Consider the following 13,528-nt stretch of genomic DNA (forward strand, 5'->3'; position numbering starts at 1 on the left):
TCAGGGGTGTCTCGAGTACCTCGAGACACCCCTGACGCCCAGCTCGCGACGGGGTCAGCCGGGGAAGCCGTGCTCGGCGAGAGTGATCTCGATGCGGGCGCGGTGGGACTCCTCCCAGTCGTCGAGGGTCTCCGCGCTCTCCTTGGCGAGCTTCGCCTGGGCGGCGGCCAGCACCGACTCCTGCCGGTCGCCGGGGACGACGACCACGCCCTCCTCGTCGGCCACCACGATGTCGCCCGGGCGGACGGTGACGCCGCCGCAGGTGACCGGCTCGCCGATGCTGCCGAGTTTCGCCTTGGTGCCGGGGATCGGGATGACGCCCCGGGCGAAGACCGGGAAGCCGTCCTCGCGCACCTCGCCCAGATCGCGGATCAGGCCGTCCAGCACGAACGCGGCCACGCCCCGGCGGTGCGCGACCGCGCAGACGTTGCCGCCGGCCAGCGCGTAGTCCAGGTCGCCGGACTCGACCACGATCACCGAGCCGGGCTGGGCGCGGTAGATCGCGGCGTGCAGCATCAGGTTGTCGCCGGGGACGCAGCGGACCGTGAAGGCCGGCCCGGCCACCCGGGGCACCGGCATCCAGAGCGGGCGGATGCCGATGTCCATCACCCGGTCCCGGCCGAGCACGTCGGCGAGCGTGGTGGGCGGGATCTGCGAGAAGTCACCGGTCGTCATGCCGATGACCTTAACGAGCGTGCGGGTGGCATCGACGAGGAGGCGACGGGACGGCGGCGGCGCGACAACGAGGGCGGAAAAGAACAAGCTGACGGGCGGTCAGCGTTCCCACGGGGGCGGCACCCGTACGCAAGCCATCCCGGCCGCCTCGGCGGCCCGCACCCCCAGCTCGGTGTCCTCGAAGACCAGGCATCGCGCCGGGTCGGCGCCGAGCAGCCGGGCGGCCATCAGGTAGGGCTCCGGGTCCGGTTTCGGCCTCGCGTAGTCGCCGGCGCAGACCAGCACCGGGAAGTGCTCGAGCAGGCCGAGCGCGGTGAGCGAGTCGACCACCGACTCGCGGGTGCTGCCGGAGACCACCGCGAACGGCACCCGGCGGTGCGCCTCGTGGATGTGCGCCAGCACCCCGGGCACCGCCCGCATCGTGCCCAGCCCGGCCCGGAACAGCTCCTCCTGCCGGGCGGCCACCGCCGCCACCGGCATCGCCAGTCCCTGCCGCTGGTTCAGCTCGGCCACGATGTCCACCACCGGCCGGCCGCCCCACGCGTAGAACAGCTCCTCCGGGAACTCGCACCGCCACTCGGCCAGCGCGTCCTGCCAGGCCCGGTAGTGGACCGGCATGGAGTCGGTGATGGTGCCGTCGCAGTCGAACAGGTACGCGTCGAAGTCGCCGGGCGGGAGGGGTAGGAGCACCGCCGAAGGCTACCCGGTGATCTTGTAAGGCCGCGAGAATGGTGTTGTGGAGATCGCTTCGGAGAACGGCGGCTGGCTGCGGATGCGCCCGCTGCGCTACGAGTTCGACGCGGAACCGGCCGACCCGACCGAGGACTGGCTGGTGGTGTCGGTCGCGGCCGCCGACCGCAACGGGCACACCTGGCAGGCGGAGAGCCCGTGCCTGACCGTCGCCGAGACGATCGAGCTGGCCGACTGGCTGGACGGCCGGACCGAGGCCGCCGAGCTGGAGTTCATCGAGCCCAACGTGGCGTTCCGGCAGCTGCGGGAGGAGGCCGGCACGCACGTCCTGGAGGTGTCGTTCTCGCACGAGAACCTGCCGCCCTGGCTGCCCGGCACCGGTCTGGACCGGGTCCACCGGATCCAGCTGGAGGTCACCACCGAGGCGCTGCGCCGCGCGGCCGGCGCCTGGACCGCGGAGATCGCAGCCTTCCCGCCCCGCGCGGATCTGGCAGATTGGTGAGATGGATTTCCGCCGCACCTTCCGATCCGCCGCCATCGCGTACGCCGGACTGGTCGCGAGTCTCCCGCCGGAGCGCCTGGACCAGCCCGCCCTCGGCGAGTGGACGCTCCGCGAGCTGCTCGGGCACACGGTGAGCTCGGCGCTGCGCCAGGTTCCGGAGGTTCTCGCGACCCGGGCCCCGCACGTCGACGTGGAGACCGCCGAGGGTTACTTCGCCTTCGCCCGGTCCGCCCCGCCGGAGCTGCTGGCCGCCGCCAGCGCCGCCTCCTCGGACGACGCCCGGGCCACCGCCAAGAGCTTCGGCGAGGACCTGTCCGAGGAGGTCAACACGCTGATCGGCGGCGCCACCGAGGCGCTCTCCCGGGTCAACGACGACGACCTGATCATCACCCCGGTGGGCGGGATGCGGGTCCGCGACTGGATCGCGACCCGCACCTTCGAGCTGGTCGTGCACGGCCTGGACGCGGCCGCCGCGGCCGGCCGCCCGTTCGAGCCGCCGATCGAGGTGGTCGCCGAGGCGGTCACCCTGGCCACCCGCACCGCGCTCGGCGTCGGCGACAGCGTCCGCCTGCTGCGCGCCCTGACCGGCCGGGAGCCGCTCCCGGCCGGTTACTCGATCATCTGACCGCGTCGCGGGGTCACCAGCGGTTGCGGGCCTCCTCGGCCCAGCCGGTGAGGCCGTCCAGGTCGAGCTTGTGGCCGTCCGAGGTGCGGGCCCAGCCGGAGAACCGGCCGAAGCACTGGTGCGTCTCCGAGGCGAGCACGCCCAGGTTGGTACGGGCGACCCGCTCGTGGAACGGCTCGAAGGTGACGTCCACCCCGGACCCGGTGATCCGCCACGGCTTGAGCCAGTCGGCGCGGTCGTACTCCCAGCGGAGGTCGGCGCCGATCTTGTGCAGCCGGCCGTCCTCGAAGACCGCGTTCTCGGTGGTGCCGGTGCCGTCCGTCCACTTGCCGCCGAGCTGGATGGCCCGGTCCGCGTCGGCGCCGGCCGCCCAGTTCCAGGTCATCCGGTACGGCCACTTGCCCCGCCCGTGGTCCAGCGTCGCGTAGGAGCCGCGCGCCGGGACGACGTGCTCCACCCCGTCGACCGTGATCGTGCCGTGCACCGGGCGGCCGACGTCCTTGACCGTGTACTGGAAGCGCTTGCGGCTCCAGCCGACCACCACGCCCAGCGCGTCCCGGTCCTCGACGGCCGGCATGGTGAGGTCGACCTCGACGCGGCGGCTGTGGGCGCGGACCGTCGTACCGTCGAAGGTCTGATCGATCTCGATGCGCAGGCCGCGGCCGGAAGCGGCCACCCGCCCGGATCCGCTGCGGTCCGGGAGGACCGCCCCGCGGGCCAGCGGGACCGTCGCGTCCACCGCGATCTCCTTGCCGCTGACCCGGTCCAGCAGGTACAGACTGTGCACGCCGGCGTAGTCCAGGTCGGACGCGACCACCCCGAGGATGTGCGCCGGGGTGACCACGCCCCAGTACTCCCAGCGCTTGCGACGACCCCAGCCGCGCAGGTTCGCCCGGTGCAGCGGCTTGCGGCTCCAGCCCACGGCGGCCGGGTTGAGGCGGCCGTCCGGCAGGCACAGGTCGACCGGCTCGGTGATCTGGATCTCGTGCGTCACGCGCGCAGGTTACCGCCGGGTCAACCAGGCGTCTCGCGGTGGGTAGTCATCCGACAATGACCGCCCGAATTCTCCCGAGATATCGCATCCGGAGCCGGGCGACTTCGCGGAACCGCCCGTTCCCGCCGCGGGTGGACTACCGTCGGCTCCATCCCTCGTCGGCTCATCCCCAGCAGGAGGCGATCGTCGTGTTCCTCGACGAGAAGATCTGGACCGGCAACATCTTCCTCGGCGGCGGCTGGCGGCCCGGGCGCGCCGAGGCCTTCGACGTGATCGAGCCGGCCACCGGCGACGTGCTCGGCCGCAGCGGCCGGGCCAGTGCCGAGGACGTCGCCGAGGCCGCCGGGCTGGCCGCCGAGGCGCAACGCTCGTGGGCCACCACCCCGCACCCGCGCCGGGCCGCCGTGCTGCGCCGGGCCGCCGCGCTCTGGGCCGAGCACGCCGAGGAGATCTCCTGGTGGAACGTGCGCGAGGTGGGCGCGATCCCGCCGATGGCCGGGTTCGCGCTGCACGTCGCCGAGCAGGAGTGCTACGAGGCGGCCGCGCTGCCCAGCCTGCCGTACGGTGAGCTGCTGCCCAGCGAGGAGCCGCGCCTGTCGATGTCCCGCCGCGTCCCGGCCGGCGTGGTCGCGGTGATCGCCCCGTTCAACGTGCCGATCATCCTGGCCATCCGCTCGGTCGCCCCGGCCCTGGCGCTGGGCAACGCGGTGATCCTCAAGCCGGACCCGCGCACCGCGGTCACCGGCGGCGTCACGCTGGCCCGGGTCTTCGAGGAGGCCGGCCTGCCGGAGGGCCTGTTCCAGGTGCTGCCCGGCGGCCCGGACGTCGGCGAGGCGCTGGTCACCCACCCGCTGGTCCGGGTCATCTCGTTCACCGGCTCCACCCGGGCCGGCCGCCGGGTCGGCGCGCTCGCCGGCGAGCACCTGAAACGCGCCCACCTGGAGCTGGGCGGCAACTCCGCGATGATCGTCCTGGGCGACGCGGACGTGGACCAGGCGGTGGCCGCGGCGTCCTTCGGGTCGTACTTCCACCAGGGCCAGATCTGCATGACCACCGGGCGGCACCTGGTGCACGAGCGGCTCTACGACGACTTCGTCGAGCGGCTGGCGGCGAAGGCGGCCGCGCTGCCGGTCGGCGACCCGGCCCGCCAGCAGGTGGTGCTCGGCCCGATCATCGACGCCGGGCAGCGCGACAAGATCCACAGCTTGGTCACCGGGTCGGCGGCGGCCGGGGCGCGGGTCGCGGCCGGCGGCACCTACCAGGACCTGTTCTACTCGGCGACGGTGCTGGCCGATGTCGCGGACAGCACGCCGGCGTTCACCGAGGAGATCTTCGGGCCGGTCGCGCCGGTCCTGAGGTTCACCGACCCGGCCGACGCGGTCCGGCTCGCCACCGCCTCCGAATACGGTCTGTCGCTGGGCATCATCACCCGGGACGTGATGAAGGGCCTGGCCCTCGCCGACCGGATCCCGACCGGCATCGTGCACATCAACGACCAGACCGTCAGCGACGAGGCGAACAGCCCGTTCGGCGGGGTCGCGGCGTCCGGCACCGGCTCCCGGTTCGGCGGCGCCGGCGCCAACATCGAGGCGTTCACCGAGACCCGCTGGGTGACGGTCCGCGACCAGCCGCCGTCGTATCCGTTCTGAGAAAGCCGTTTCGGGCTCGTTACCATCCGGCGGGAAGCCTTGCTATCCATGCATCCTCATCAATAATGAGCGCCATGACAGGAGCCGACACAGGGGGCCGCGGCACGCATTCCCACCCCGCGGCCCAGCCCCGCCCACCCGACGACCCGGGCCCACCCACCAGGTCCGCAGCGGCGGCCGGCCGGGAGGCGCCATGACCCAGGTGGCCGACCCAGCCCGCACCCGCAGCACCCGGCCACCCGGCCGGAGGACCACGCGGTGGTCCCGCTCCGCCCGCTTGCCCCGCTCACACCCTTTCCGGTACGACCGGAGCCGCTCGCCGGCCATCCCGGCCCGCAGCCCGGTCGCCCCGCACGCCGCGCACCCCAGCCTCGCGGCCCGCGCCCAGTCCCGACCCGGGCCGGCACCCCTCGGCCCCGCCCGTTCGGCGGCTCCCGGCGATCCTGAGCCCGCCCGTTACGCGGCTCCCGGCCATCCCGAGCCCGCCCGTCGCGCGGCTGTCGGCCGTCCCGAGCCCGCCCGTCGCGCGGGTCCCGGCCATCCCGAGCCCGCCCGTTCAGCGGCTCCCGGCCATCCTGAGGCCGCCGCTTCGGTGGCTCACAGCGCCATGCAGGCCGGTTCCGCGGCTTCCGCCCACAAGGCCCCCGGTTCCGCGGCGCCCAACGCGATCGTCTCCGCCGCACTCCCGGCGTCGAGCGTTCCCAGCCGCAGCGGCCGTCCGCCGTCCGCCGGCTGGTCACCCACCACGGCCGTCGGCCACCCCGCGCGCCCACCACCAAGCCCCCGGCCATCCACAGCGCCATCCACGGCACGACTCAACCGGCGCGGGCGGCTGCCTCGGCCCCCTGGAGGCAGCCGTCCGCGCGTGCCGGCTGGGCGCGATCCGGGCGTACCGAAAATCGCGGCCTGAAATCGGACGCGGGCCCGCACCGACCCGCGGTCATCGCCGAATCAGGCGGGCCGGACGCAACGCGGACCCGGACGCAACGCGGACCCGGACGGAGCACGGACCCGATGCGGTCACGCGGCCTTGCTGGAGGGCGCGTCAGGCGCGGAAGTAGTCGCGGAGGTGGGCGATCCGGCCGTCGCGGATCCGGAAGATCTGCACCAGGGCCATCGGCACGCCACCGCTCACCGCGTCGATCTCGGCGATGAACACGTCCGGGTCGGCGGTCTCGTGCAGCACGTAGCCGGACCGTTCCGGGTCGACCGGCCCGGCATCGTCCCGCTGGAAGGCGCCGACCCCGGCCCGGATCGCCTCCCGGCCCGCCAGGCGGCGCGGCAGCGGCCCGTCCGAAGCGACGAGGGGCGCCTCGAAGACGCCGTCCTCGGTGAAGAGCTCAGCGACCGCGTCCGGATCGCGGGTGATCGCGCCGGCGTAGACGTACCGTTCGAAGAGTTCCCTGTGCGAATCGGTCATCCGGCGACTCTAGGCCGTCGTCCGGGATCCGGCCGACGGCGGAAACGCGGACGGGCCGCGCACCCCGAGGGATGCGCGGCCCGTCGAACGCCTGGTGCGGCGACCGTCAGATCAGGCTGCGGAGGATCGTGACGGCGAAGAACACGATGATGAACGCCAGGTCGATCGAGACGCCGCCGGCCCGCAGCGGCGGGATCAGCTTCCGCACCGGGGCCAGGATCGGCTCGGTCACCGCGAACACCCCGCCGGACACCCGGGAGCGCAACGAGCCGGGCATCGCCGGGCCGGCCAGCACCGCGCTCCAGTCCAGGACGGCGCGGGCGATCAGCAGGAACTGCACGATCAGCAGCGCCAGGCTGATGATGCCGAGAAGACCCATCACGTACCTCCGAGTCGGCGGAATGTGCGTCCCACTGTGACGCGTCCGGTTGTGAAGTTGCTGAGCAACCGCTGAGCACTACCCTGCGGTGGGTGACTGATCAATTGCTGCTGGTGGTCTGCGCGGCCACCCCGCTGCGCCGGATCGGCGAGCTGATCGACCTGCTCCAGGCGCGCCGCTGGCAGGTCACCGTGCTGGCCACGCCGTCCGCCGCGAGCTGGCCGTTCCTCGGCGACGTCGCCGAGCGCACCGGCCGGCCGCTGCTGCACCGCATGCCGCTCCCGGACGAACCCTGGCCCGCCCTCACCCCGGACGCGGTCCTGGTCGCCCCGGCCACCTTCAACACCCTGAACAAGTGGGCCACCGGCGTCAACGACAACCTGGCCGTCGGCCTGCTCAACGAGTACCTGAGCGGCGACCTCCCGATCGTCGCCGCCGTCCACGTGAAGCCCGAGCTGGCCGCCCACCCGGCCTTCGCCGGCAACCTCGCCGTGCTCCGCGCCGCCGGCGTCCGCCTGACCGCCCCGCACCCGTTCACCTGGCAGCCGGCCATCGACCTTCTTCCTTCCTCCGGTACGACGTGAGCCCCACCCCGACCGCACCAGCCCCGTCCCCACCGACCCGGTGAGCCCGGTAGCCGACCCGGGCGGCTGTTGGCGGCTGCCGCTCCCACCGAGCCGGTGAGCCCGGTAGCCGAACCAGGCGGCGGCTGCCGACTACCGTTCCCATCGACCCGCTGAGCTCGGCAGCCGAACCAGGCGGCGGCTGGCGGCTGCCGCTCCCACCGAGCCGGTGAGCCCGGTAGCCGAACCAGGCGGCGGCTGCCGACTACTGTTCCCACCGAACCGGTAAGCCCGGTAGCCGACCCCCGGCGGCTGCCGACTACCGCTCCCACCGAGCCGGTGAGCCCGGCAGCCGACCCCAGCGGCTGCTGCCGGCTCAACGGTGAGTTGTCCACATCAGCGCGTCGTCCACAGGCTCACCCCGCGAGGGCCCGCCGCCGCGCCACACTGTCTTCGGGGCGGCTCCCCCTGGGAGCGGTGGGGACTGACGTGTTGGCGGGGGAGGCTGACCGCGCTGTCCCGCGCGGGGCGGATCAGAGGAGGGCCGTGATGGAGTCGGCTCGGCTGCCGTCGAGGGGGGTGGTGACGTCGCAGAAGCGCCACTTCTTGTCGGCGCTGCGGACCAGGGTGATCCGGACCGTGGTGGACTTCAGCTCCGGGAGGTAGGCGAGGATCTGCGTCTGGTCGCCGGTCTTGCGCGGCGTGACCGCCTCGGCCGGGCGGCTCACCTGGATGTCCAGACTGGTCCGGTCGCCGAGCGGGATGGCGCTCGGGGACGGGGACGGCCAGCGGACCGCGGTCACCGTCGGGGTGCTGGTGGTCACGTAGGCGTTCTGGTCGATCAGGGACTGGGTCTCGGCGATCAGCTGGGTGGCCGCGCTGCAGCCAGGCGCCGCGATCATGACGGCTTTCGACGGGTCCGGGTTCGCGATCAGCCACTGGCCGTATTTGATCAGCGAGGCGACGACCGCGGGCAGGTTGGCGCCGGTGGTGGCCAGGTTCGGGGCGGACGTGTTCGGCACCGCGGGCGTCTGCAGGAACGTGCTGGTCGGGGCGGCCTGCAGGGTGGCTTCCGGGGTCGCGGTGGTGGTGGGGCTCGAGGCGAACGCGGCACAGCCGGTCAGCGCGCAGGCCGAGGCGAGCACGGCGGTCAGCCGCAGGGCACGACGGGGGGTCGGCTGCATCAGGGGTTCCTCCGGTATGACGTTTCGCGGCCAGTCACGTCGGTACCGGAGGGGTCGGGTTGAGGAATCGCGGCCAGGAACTCCGACCGCAACCCGTGGGAGATCTGGTCAGGTGGTGCGCGGCTCGGCGACGCCCAGGCCGCGGGTCAGCTGCCGGTTGAGCTCGGCCAGCTCGGCCCGGGCGGCGACCGCGCCGTCGCCGGTGAGCCGGTAGTACTTCCGGGCCGGGCGGCCGGCGGCGACCGGGTCGAGCGTCTCCCACCGGGCCTCGATCCAGCCCGCCTTCTCCAGGCGGGTCAGGATCGGGTAGAGCGTGCCGCTCGGGTAGCCGCTGTCGCGCATCAGGTCCAGGCCGTACCGATCGGCGGCCGGGTCCTGCAGGAACGCGGCCAGCACCTTGGCCACCGCGGTGGTCGCCCGGATCGGCTTGAGCATGCGACCCAACGTAGCAGCCCGTCAGTTTCGCTACATAGGGTCGCTCCGGGCCGGTGTCAGAGGACGTGTTTCGCGGCGAACTCCAGGGCTTTCACGTCGAAGAAGGTCCGCCCGCCGTCGTGCCCGTCCCACTCGTAGATCTCGATCTCCTTGGCCCCGGCGATCTCGTTGTACGCGGCGAAGACCGTCGACGGCGGGCACACCTCGTCCATCAGCGCGGCGGAGAACAGGGCCGGGGCGGTGACCCGGCGGGCCAGATTGACCACGTCGAAGTGGTCCAGGGTGGCGAAGGTCCGCTCGGCCTGGTCGGCGTTCACCCGGAGGAACTGGACGATCTCCTGGAACGGGAAGCTGTCGGTGATGGTCACCGCCCGGCGGATGTCGCAGAGGAACGGCACCCCGGCGATCACCGCGGAGACCCGGTCGGGGACCAGCCCGGCGGCCGCGATCGAGAGGGCCCCGCCCTGGCTCTTGCCGGTGGTGACCAGCCGGGACGCGTCGACGCCGGGCAGCTCGGCGGCGGTCTCCACGGCCCGCGCCGCGTCGGTGAACAGCCGCCGGTAGTAGTGCGTCTCCGGCGAGCGCACGCCCCGGGTCAGGTAGCCGGGGGAGGACGGTCCGGCGCCGTCCGGGTCGACGTCCGGGGTGGCGCCGCCCCGCCAGCCGCCGCCCTGCCCGCGGGTGTCCATCACCAGGTGCGCGTATCCGGCGGCGGACCAGACCAGCCAGTCGATCGGCAGGCCGCGGCCCCCGCCGTACCCGATGAACTCGACCGCGATCGGCAGCGGACCGGTTGCGCCGGCTGGAACGTTGAGCCACGCCCGGATCGGCTGGCCGGCGTAGCCGGTGAAGGTCACGTCGTAGGTGGTGAGGCCGCGCAGCGGGGTCGGCACCTCGGTGAGCTCGACCGGCTTGGCGGCGGCCCGCGCCTCGGCGAGCGTGCCGGACCAGAACTCGGCGAAGCCGGCCGGCTCCGGGGTGGCCGTGCGGTGGGTGCGGAGGTCGGCCAGCGAGAGATCAAAATGCGCCATGGAAGCAACCGTACGATGGTCGCCATGTCCGCCGCGGCACCGTCCTCCCGCCCGGCGCCGCACGTTCTGGAAGCGGTGCTGGAGCGGCTGACCTATGTGAACGAGGAGACCGGTTACACGGTCGCCCGGGTGGCCACCGCGAAGAGCGGCCCGGACCTGCTGACCGTGGTCGGCGCGCTGCTCGGCGCCCAGCCCGGGGAGAGCCTGCGGCTGTCCGGCTGGTGGTCGTCGCATCCGCAGTACGGCCGCCAGTTCGAGGTGGTCTCCTACACCACCGTGCTGCCGGCGACCATTCAGGGGATCCGCCGCTACCTGGGATCCGGCCTGGTCAAGGGCATCGGGCCGGTCTTCGCCGAGCGGATCGTCGACCATTTCGGACTGGACACCCTGCAGATCATCGAGGAGTCGCCGGACCGGCTGATCGAGGTGAACGGGCTCGGCCCGAAACGCACCAAGAAGATCACCGCGGCGTGGGCCGAGCAGAAGGCGATCAAGGAGGTGATGCTCTTCCTCCAGGGGGTCGGGGTGTCCACCTCGATCGCCGTCCGGATCTACAAGAAGTACGGCGACGCGTCCATCTCGGTGGTCAAGAACAGCCCCTACCAGCTGGCGTCGGATGTCTGGGGGATCGGTTTCAAGACCGCGGACACCATCGCGCAGGCGGTCGGGATCCCGCACGACAGCCCCGAACGGGTGAAGGCCGGCCTGCAGTACACGCTGTCCCAGGCGACCGACAACGGCCACTGCTTCCTGCCGGTCCTGCAGCTGACCGACGAGGCCGCCAAGATCCTCGAAGTGCCGCCGGGACTCATCCCGGCATGTCTCGATGACCTGGTCGCCGAGGAGGGCGTGGTTCGCGAGGGCGACCATGTCTACCTCGTGCCGTTCCATCGCGCGGAGATGTCCCTCGCGTCAACGCTCGTCGCCCTGTTGCGGGACAGGTCGGACAGGATGCCGGCCTTCCACGGCGTGGACTGGTCGAAAGCGCTGGCCTGGCTGCACCAGCGCACCGGCTCCACCCTGGCCCCCGAGCAGGAGGCGGCGGTCAAACTCGCGCTGACCGAGAAGGTCGCGGTCCTCACCGGCGGCCCGGGCTGCGGCAAGAGCTTCACCGTCCGCTCGATCGTCGAGCTGGCCGCCGCCAAGAAAGCCAAGATCCAGCTGGTCGCCCCGACCGGCCGCGCCGCGAAACGCCTGGCCGAGCTGACCGGCCACCCGGCCGCCACCGTGCACCGGCTGCTCAAGCTGCAGCCCGGCGGCGACGCCACCTTCGACCGGGACAACCCGCTCGACGCCGACCTGGTGGTCGTCGACGAGTCCTCGATGCTCGACCTGATCCTGGCGAACAAGCTGGTCAAGGCGATCCCGCCGGGCGCGCACCTGCTGCTGGTCGGCGACGTCGACCAGCTGCCCAGCGTCGGCGCCGGCGAGGTGCTGCGCGACCTGCTGGCCGCCGAGGTGATCCCCCGGGTCCGGCTCACCCAGATCTTCCGGCAGGCCGCGGAGAGCGGCGTGGTCACCAACGCGCACCGGGTCAACCAGGGCCGGCCGCCGCTGCTCGACGGGATGACCGACTTCTTCCTGTTCCCGTGCGACGACACCGAGGCGACCGCGGCGCTCACCGTGGACGTGGCGTGCACCCGGATCCCCCGCAAGTTCGGCCTCGACCCGCGCCGGGACGTGCAGATCCTCGCCCCGATGCACCGCGGCCCGGCCGGCGCGGGCGCGCTGAACACGCTGCTGCAGCAGCAGCTCACGCCGGGCCGCGAGGGGCTGCCGGAGCGCCGGGTCGGTGGCCGGGTGTTCCGGGTCGGCGACAAGGTCACCCAGATCCGGAACAACTACGACAAGGGGGTGGCGGGCGTCTTCAACGGCACGGTCGGCGTCGTGACCGGGCTGTCGCCCGAGGAGCAGACCCTGACGGTACGCACCGACGAGGACGAGCTGATCGAGTACGACTTCGACGAGCTGGACGAGCTGGCGCACGCGTACGCGATCACCATCCACCGCTCGCAGGGCTCGGAGTACCCGGCCGTGGTGATCCCGCTGACCACCAGCGCCTGGATGATGCTGCAGCGGAACCTGCTCTACACCGCGATCACCCGGGCCAAGAAGCTGGTGGTGCTGGTCGGGTCGCGCAAGGCCCTCGCCGCGGCGGTCCGCACGGTCGGCGCCGGCCGGCGGCACACCGCGCTGACCGAGCGCCTCAGCTCGTAGGCTCCGGCTGCCGCTCCGGGACCGGCGTGGCCGCCAGGGCCGCGCCGACCGTGTGCAGGCCGAGCAGCCGCCGCTCCAGCTCGGCCGCGTTCACCCCGGAGAGCTTGCTGGTCGGGTCCTCCCAGATCACCGCGCCGTCCGCGCTGAACTCGTCGGGGTGCCGCAGGTCGGCCAGCGCGCGCAGCCCGGGCCAGACCTCACGCCAGCCGGGCGCGGAGCCGGCGCCGAGCCGGTCGCTGACCGCCACGTCCTCGACCCGCAGCCGGGGCACCGCGCCGGGCAGCGCCATCGCCCACGCGTTGCGCCCGACCCCCTTGGCGGTCCGGTAGGTGAAGACCACGAACGGCAGGCCCTGGTAGGCGCCGAAGACCACGTACTCGGCGAACGGCTTGCCGGCCTTGAGCCCGGGCAGGTTCAGCCGGGCGACCAGGTCGTGGTCGAACCGGCGGTAGAGGAAGCCGCGGGACCGGGCCCACCGGCGCCGGCCGACCCGGGTCCGCCAGAAGTCCACCAGGCTGCCACAGCCGGCCAGCGCGAAGGCCAGGCAGACCACCATGCCGAGCCAGGCCACGATCGTCTCGTCCACGATCACGAAGGTGAGCCCGACGAACGAGCCGAGCGCCATGACCAGGATCAGGACCACCGTCCCGCCGACGCCCTCGGCCCGGGGCCGCTTGCCGATCGTCTCGCCGAGCGGGTGCAGCGGCGGGTGCGGCGGGACCGGGTGCAGCGGCGGGCCGGCCCGGAAGCCGGCGGCCGCCCGCTCCACGGCGGCCTCCCGGCGGGCGGTGCGCACCGCGCTGACCGGCACCCCGAGGATCAGCAGCACGCCCAGCCCGGCCGCGCCCCAGCCGACCTGGCGGACCAGGGCGTGGTGGTCGCGCCGGCCGTCGACCGAGTACTTCTCCCGGATCTCGGCCATCTCGTCGGCGTACCCCGCGGCTGCCGACCTCGCGGCCGTTGCTGTACGACACGCACTCGTCGCCGGCGTCCATCTCCTGGCCGCCGCACTCCACCTGCTGCGAATAGATCATGTGGGTCGAGTCGTCCTCGAGCTCCTCGGCGGTGAGCGTGTGCCGGTCCACCGTCCACAGCCCGCCGGCCACGATGCCCAGGCCGATCACCAGCTGGACGATCCACCCGAAGAGTCTTCTGCGCACGGCG

At 73.1% G+C, this 13,528-nt stretch carries 14 protein-coding genes; 5 read left to right on the plus strand and 9 right to left on the minus strand.

Annotation, left to right across the window (positions count from 1 at the left end; translation table 11 throughout):
- Positions 1 to 54: 54 nt before the first annotated feature.
- Complete coding sequence (locus BJY16_RS40880; protein ID WP_185044883.1) at positions 55 to 675, minus strand: RraA family protein; 621 nt, start codon at positions 673 to 675, stop codon at positions 55 to 57.
- 99 nt (positions 676 to 774) lie between these two features.
- A complete protein-coding gene (locus BJY16_RS40885) occupies positions 775 to 1,365 on the minus strand; it encodes an HAD family hydrolase (protein ID WP_185044884.1) in 591 nt (196 codons plus the stop codon).
- A 46-nt stretch (positions 1,366 to 1,411) separates the two neighbouring features.
- Between BJY16_RS40885 and BJY16_RS40890 the strand changes: the two genes are divergently transcribed.
- Together BJY16_RS40890 and BJY16_RS40895 are read left to right on the plus strand one after the other, a co-directional pair.
- Positions 1,412 to 1,867, plus strand: a complete 456-nt coding sequence (locus tag BJY16_RS40890; protein ID WP_185044885.1) for a WapI family immunity protein — start codon at positions 1,412 to 1,414, stop codon at positions 1,865 to 1,867.
- Between the two features lies 1 nt (position 1,868).
- On the plus strand, positions 1,869 to 2,492 hold the full coding sequence (locus tag BJY16_RS40895) for a maleylpyruvate isomerase family mycothiol-dependent enzyme (RefSeq protein ID WP_185044886.1): 624 nt from the start codon (positions 1,869 to 1,871) through the stop codon (positions 2,490 to 2,492).
- A 13-nt stretch (positions 2,493 to 2,505) separates the two neighbouring features.
- Here the strand turns inward: BJY16_RS40895 and BJY16_RS40900 are convergent, their stop codons facing one another.
- A complete protein-coding gene (locus BJY16_RS40900) occupies positions 2,506 to 3,486 on the minus strand; it encodes a DUF2804 domain-containing protein (RefSeq protein ID WP_185044887.1) in 981 nt (326 codons plus the stop codon).
- 131 nt (positions 3,487 to 3,617) lie between these two features.
- Between BJY16_RS40900 and BJY16_RS40905 the strand changes: the two genes are divergently transcribed.
- Positions 3,618 to 5,135 carry an aldehyde dehydrogenase family protein gene (locus BJY16_RS40905; protein WP_239176620.1) on the plus strand — a complete coding sequence of 506 codons (1,518 nt, stop codon included), beginning with the start codon at positions 3,618 to 3,620 and terminating at the stop codon, positions 5,133 to 5,135.
- 1,045 nt (positions 5,136 to 6,180) lie between these two features.
- On the opposite strand, the gene BJY16_RS40910 is transcribed toward BJY16_RS40905, so the two are convergent.
- Both BJY16_RS40910 and BJY16_RS40915 read right to left on the minus strand, forming a co-directional pair.
- On the minus strand, positions 6,181 to 6,555 hold the full coding sequence (locus BJY16_RS40910; protein WP_185044889.1) for a nuclear transport factor 2 family protein: 375 nt from the start codon (positions 6,553 to 6,555) through the stop codon (positions 6,181 to 6,183).
- 106 nt (positions 6,556 to 6,661) lie between these two features.
- Complete coding sequence (locus BJY16_RS40915; protein WP_185044890.1) at positions 6,662 to 6,934, minus strand: YggT family protein; 273 nt, start codon at positions 6,932 to 6,934, stop codon at positions 6,662 to 6,664.
- A 92-nt stretch (positions 6,935 to 7,026) separates the two neighbouring features.
- Between BJY16_RS40915 and BJY16_RS40920 the strand changes: the two genes are divergently transcribed.
- Positions 7,027 to 7,518, plus strand: a complete 492-nt coding sequence (locus BJY16_RS40920) for a flavoprotein (RefSeq protein WP_185044891.1) — start codon at positions 7,027 to 7,029, stop codon at positions 7,516 to 7,518.
- A 512-nt stretch (positions 7,519 to 8,030) separates the two neighbouring features.
- Here BJY16_RS40920 and BJY16_RS40925 read toward each other — a convergent pair.
- The 3 genes from BJY16_RS40925 to BJY16_RS40935 all read right to left on the minus strand — a co-directional run bounded on the left by BJY16_RS40925 (position 8,031) and on the right by BJY16_RS40935 (position 10,147).
- On the minus strand, positions 8,031 to 8,681 hold the full coding sequence (locus BJY16_RS40925) for a hypothetical protein (protein WP_185044892.1): 651 nt from the start codon (positions 8,679 to 8,681) through the stop codon (positions 8,031 to 8,033).
- A 108-nt stretch (positions 8,682 to 8,789) separates the two neighbouring features.
- On the minus strand, positions 8,790 to 9,116 hold the full coding sequence (locus BJY16_RS40930) for a PadR family transcriptional regulator (RefSeq protein WP_185044893.1): 327 nt from the start codon (positions 9,114 to 9,116) through the stop codon (positions 8,790 to 8,792).
- A 56-nt stretch (positions 9,117 to 9,172) separates the two neighbouring features.
- On the minus strand, positions 9,173 to 10,147 hold the full coding sequence (locus BJY16_RS40935) for an acetylxylan esterase (protein ID WP_185044894.1): 975 nt from the start codon (positions 10,145 to 10,147) through the stop codon (positions 9,173 to 9,175).
- A gap of 24 nt (positions 10,148 to 10,171) precedes the next feature.
- On the opposite strand from BJY16_RS40935, the gene recD2 reads away from it, so the two are divergent.
- Positions 10,172 to 12,364, plus strand: coding sequence for an SF1B family DNA helicase RecD2 (gene recD2 / locus BJY16_RS40940; RefSeq protein WP_185044895.1), 2,193 nt, complete (start codon positions 10,172 to 10,174; stop codon positions 12,362 to 12,364).
- On the opposite strand, the gene BJY16_RS40945 is transcribed toward recD2, so the two are convergent.
- On the minus strand, positions 12,354 to 13,286 hold the full coding sequence (locus BJY16_RS40945) for a hypothetical protein (protein ID WP_185044896.1): 933 nt from the start codon (positions 13,284 to 13,286) through the stop codon (positions 12,354 to 12,356). The genes recD2 and BJY16_RS40945 overlap by 11 nt on opposite strands.
- Between the last annotated feature and the right edge of the window lie 242 nt (positions 13,287 to 13,528).

The organism is Actinoplanes octamycinicus (genome assembly GCF_014205225.1).
Lineage (GTDB): Bacteria > Actinomycetota > Actinomycetes > Mycobacteriales > Micromonosporaceae > Actinoplanes > Actinoplanes octamycinicus.